Origin of the sequence: uncultured Methanobrevibacter sp. (genome assembly GCF_947169325.1) — an archaeon.
In the GTDB taxonomy this organism is placed as follows: Archaea; Methanobacteriota; Methanobacteria; order Methanobacteriales; family Methanobacteriaceae; genus Methanocatella.
In genome coordinates, this window is the sequence record NZ_CAMVPN010000131.1 from 1 (window position 1) to 3,942 (window position 3,942).

Genomic DNA, 3,942 nt, shown 5'->3' on the forward strand with positions numbered 1-3,942 from the left:
ATATCAATTAATAATACAAATAACATATTAAGTATTATAATTGTGGGTCGCACTCGTTAATGTAAAAGTCAAGCTATAAAAATAATAGTTAGTAGAATACTTTCGTTTTAATTAATCATGAAATCAAATATTTTATAGGTAAATTAATGGCGATGAAGAATTATAAAAAGAGAACAAATGTTACAAAAAAAGCAAGGATAAGATATGGAAAATATTCCAATATCTTATTGTATCAGTTATTTTTTCAATTCGGCCAAATTATCTTTTAACAGTTTATAGATGTTTTCAGCACCTATGATTTCATCATCGCTGACTTTCCAGCTTGAAGGGTACAGTATGAACGGTTTGGATTGGTCCCCACCGGCTCCGCCGTGACTTCCAACCAATTCCTCAAAGGCGCAGACCTCATCGGCCTCATCATCATAAAAACTGTTTACAAGGATGTCCGGAACATGTTCAAATGAGCTGGTTCTTTTAAGATGTCTGACTATATTGTTTCCAAATCCTTCAAGAGGGTTTTCGCCTTCAATATCACCGCTGTCCAGATAATATGTTCCGTTTTTGCCGATAGCCAAATCACCGTGTTCCTTGGATTTGACCAAAATGAAACCGACATACTCGTTATCTACAATGCCAGGTATCAGTTCAGGGAAGTATTCATTGAGCTCCTCATATGTCAGTCTCTGGCTCCATTGTGTGAGATAAATCATTGCGAGATTACCTGAAGCCAATACGATAACTTCAGAGTCGCTTAATTCCTCTTGTTCTTTTTCTTCTTTTTTAATTTTTTTCTTGTCCCTTGAAAATGGAGAAGAACCTGCAAAGTGGTCTTCATTTGAATTCATTTTTGCAAACACAGACATGTCTTCCGGAAGCAGGGATTTAACAAAATCCTCAAATGTTTCGCCGTATCTTTGTGTGAATGTGGCGCCGTTAGTCTGGCCATGGTCTGATTGGATTACAAACTGGTAGTCCCTTGGACAGTACTTGTTTGCATCAGTCAAATGCTTGATTTGCTTGTCCATTTCCCTTAATGCAAACCATGCGTCATTGTCTCTTACACCGGAGTGGTGAGCAATCTCATCATAACCCAGGTATGTTGAGTATGCAACGTCAATGTCTCCAATAAACATGTCCCCAATAAGTGTTGAAGTGTTGATTTCCCTCATGAATACGTTTGTAGCCGCCCTTGTTGGAATGTATGCTATTCCACGTTTTATTCTTGGCCTGACGTTTTTTACTGAATGTGTAATTTGTGACCAGATTTCACGCACAATGTCTGCAAGAAAGAGAGCAATTATACGTGCAAAATAGCTCGGATTGGAGAATACTGAATACCATGCCTTATTGTACAGCTTTTTAAAGTCCATAATCTTACTGAATGTGAATATTACATTGTCAGTGTCACCTGAGAACAGATTTGATCTGCTTGCTCCATTGTCAACAAGCAATCCGTTTCCATCTGAAATCCTCTCTTCCAGTTCAGGCACTTTACTGATTCCTGAACATTGCATCATCTGATTGCCGTTAGCCTTTTCTATCCATCTGAATGCAACAATACCTTCATTATTACCGTGAAGGATTCCTGCCTGACTTGCACCTGTCTGGGATGAAAGGTCGGTTTCCCACATTCTAAGATTGTAGTCACCGCTTTCAATCATTTCCTTAAGGGTAGGCATGTCCCCTCTTTCGACAGCTTCACATAAAACTTCATGGGCAAGCCCGTCAATTTCAACGATTATCACTCCAGGATAGTCCTTGATATCAGTTTTCCTTTTCTTTTCAGCATCCCTTAAAACAGCCCTGTAATATGAGGTGTCATCATCAATTGTTATTAATGAGGAGAGTATTGTTGTAACTGCAGCCATTGCCAACGGTACGAGAATCATTGCGGCGCCCTTAATTTCTATATCGAATAGAGGTGCGAAAAACTGAAGCAGGAGTCCGTTTAATACCAATGCCCCTATACCGAATGTTAAAACCAAAAACGGCATCGCTATTCTTGTTAGAATTGGCCAGAGTATGGCGTTTATTAAACTGATAAATACCACTAAACTCAATATGTCGTCAAAATAACTGAATTCGACCCCTAAACCTAAAAAGCTTATCAGATATATTCCTATGACATTTCCAATAAATATAATCAAACTTCTTTTTATACTTTTTTTAAAACTTCTTCTTGGGGTTTTTTCATTAATACTTCCCATGCAAATCACATTCCATGTTATTAAATTAAATAGGCAACTTTCCGGTGTATTGCTCTATTGTGTTTCGGGCATCATCCAAATTAACACCAGTTTCTTCTTCCACTGAAGATTTGATGTTATTTAAAGTCGTATCATTTACTTTTGAGCTTAAATCTCCAGTAATGTTTTCCACAGTTGAAAGGGTAGTTTCCAAATCAGTGCTTTCGGGATAAACGTTTTTGTACTCAACAGATTTTGCCATGTGAACAGCCATATCCCTGTTGTTGCAGCAAATCAGGATATTATCATGAGTTGTTTCATTTTCTAAAGGAATGCAATAGAATTTACCGTTGTAATTTACCTTAATGACATCAAATATGTGGATTTCCAACAATTCATCAGCATTTATCACATAACATGTGAAACCGTCAATTTCCTGCTTTTCCCCATTTTTTATTACATCATTCAGGGCATTGAATCCCAATTCAGTCACTTTGATGAAATTCGGATCCTCATGGCTATTGTATGTAACCAATATTCCATTGTTCCAGTGCCATATTTTAGCGCTCTCAACATCCCCATCATATTCCGTCTGATTGGAAGGAACCTCCATTGTTGTTCCGTTTGGAGTTATATCAATCCTATCATAATTCACCGAGGTCAGCATGAATATTACAACGCCGGCAATAACGATTAAAAGTATCACACCGATTATAATTATCTTTTTGTTATCCATTGTCCGTACCTTCCTTATTTAAAACCAACATTTTGCCGATTTCATATTATAATACGTTAATTAAAGTTTGTATTTTATGATATTTAAAAATTAAATGAAAAATAGTAAATTTAAAAAATATCCCTTGTTTGAATCTTTTAAGAACTTCAAAAAAAGATTCATTAAAAAAAATAAAAATAAAAGCAATCAAAAGATTGCTTATTGCGCTTCTATTCCATGTATAATCTTACACCTTGGACGATTAAAGCTACACCTATAAGAGCTGCAGCGAAAAGCGGATTATCTATGGATAATCCTCCAAGAGCAAAGGAGATTATACCTAAAATAATAATCAATATTGAAGCGATTTTTGAGAATTGTGAATCTGAAACGAGACCTACAATACCTGCTAAAATCAGTATAATACCAATTACATAGAATTGCAATCCGAAAATGAATGACAATGCCCCAATGTTACCTACAAATACTATTCCTACTAAAATGGCTAGAATTCCAACAACTATATTGAATGCTTTAAATCCGGACAGTATAATTGCTATACCAAAGATTATCAAGCTTAATCCAATGAGGACTGTCAAAAATGCGGTACTGAAAATAGGGCAGATTAAAAAAATTAATCCTAAAATTATAGACAATATTCCAGATATCTTATTTGGCTCCATATTTTTTCCTCCATAATATTATACTTCAAAAAAATGAAATGAGAGTTAAACTCTCATTGTTTTCTAGGTTGCAGCCGCAACGTTGCAATAAATACAACTGCCAACAGGATCGCCGTTACTATCATTACGAATCCCATAGCTTCCTGAATAATGGTATCTACAGCTTTCAGAACAGTACTGTCCTGTGTAATATTATCAGTACCTGCTGTTTGGAGATAATCTGTGGCATCATTAAAGAATTGTTGGTCACCTGAGTGCTCAGGTGCATACATATCGATTGCAGTGCTGAGACCTCCCATAACACCAAGAATTAAGATTACACCGATAATTGCTGTACCCATTGATTCACCTAATGTCT

General features: G+C 36.1%; 3 protein-coding genes and 1 pseudogene. All 4 read right to left on the minus strand.

Features of this window, described 5'->3' with window-relative positions; translation table 11 throughout:
- Positions 1–236: 236 nt before the first annotated feature.
- Positions 237–2,207 (minus strand): phage holin family protein, encoded by a 1,971-nt coding sequence (locus Q0W26_RS11605; protein ID WP_298525616.1) that lies wholly within the window; start codon positions 2,205–2,207, stop codon positions 237–239.
- A 25-nt stretch (positions 2,208–2,232) separates the two neighbouring features.
- The gene (locus Q0W26_RS11610; RefSeq protein WP_298525619.1) at positions 2,233–2,922 is read right to left on the minus strand and encodes a hypothetical protein; all 690 of its coding nucleotides are present in this window, start codon (positions 2,920–2,922) and stop codon (positions 2,233–2,235) included.
- 209 nt (positions 2,923–3,131) lie between these two features.
- Positions 3,132–3,584 carry a DUF308 domain-containing protein gene (locus Q0W26_RS11615; protein ID WP_298525622.1) on the minus strand — a complete coding sequence of 151 codons (453 nt, stop codon included), beginning with the start codon at positions 3,582–3,584 and terminating at the stop codon, positions 3,132–3,134.
- Positions 3,585–3,637: 53 nt separating this feature from the next.
- Positions 3,638–3,942: pseudogene (locus Q0W26_RS11620) on the minus strand (MFS transporter); the annotation flags it as partial.

What these genes read in the sequence shown, in the direction of transcription:
- Q0W26_RS11610 (WP_298525619.1), bottom strand. Translation starts at nt 2,922, where the DNA reads ATGGATAACAAAAAGATAATTATAATCGGTGTGATACTTTTAATCGTT.
- Q0W26_RS11615 (WP_298525622.1), bottom strand. Translation starts at nt 3,584, where the DNA reads ATGGAGCCAAATAAGATATCTGGAATATTGTCTATAATTTTAGGATTA.
- Q0W26_RS11605 (WP_298525616.1), bottom strand. Translation starts at nt 2,207, where the DNA reads ATGGGAAGTATTAATGAAAAAACCCCAAGAAGAAGTTTTAAAAAAAGT.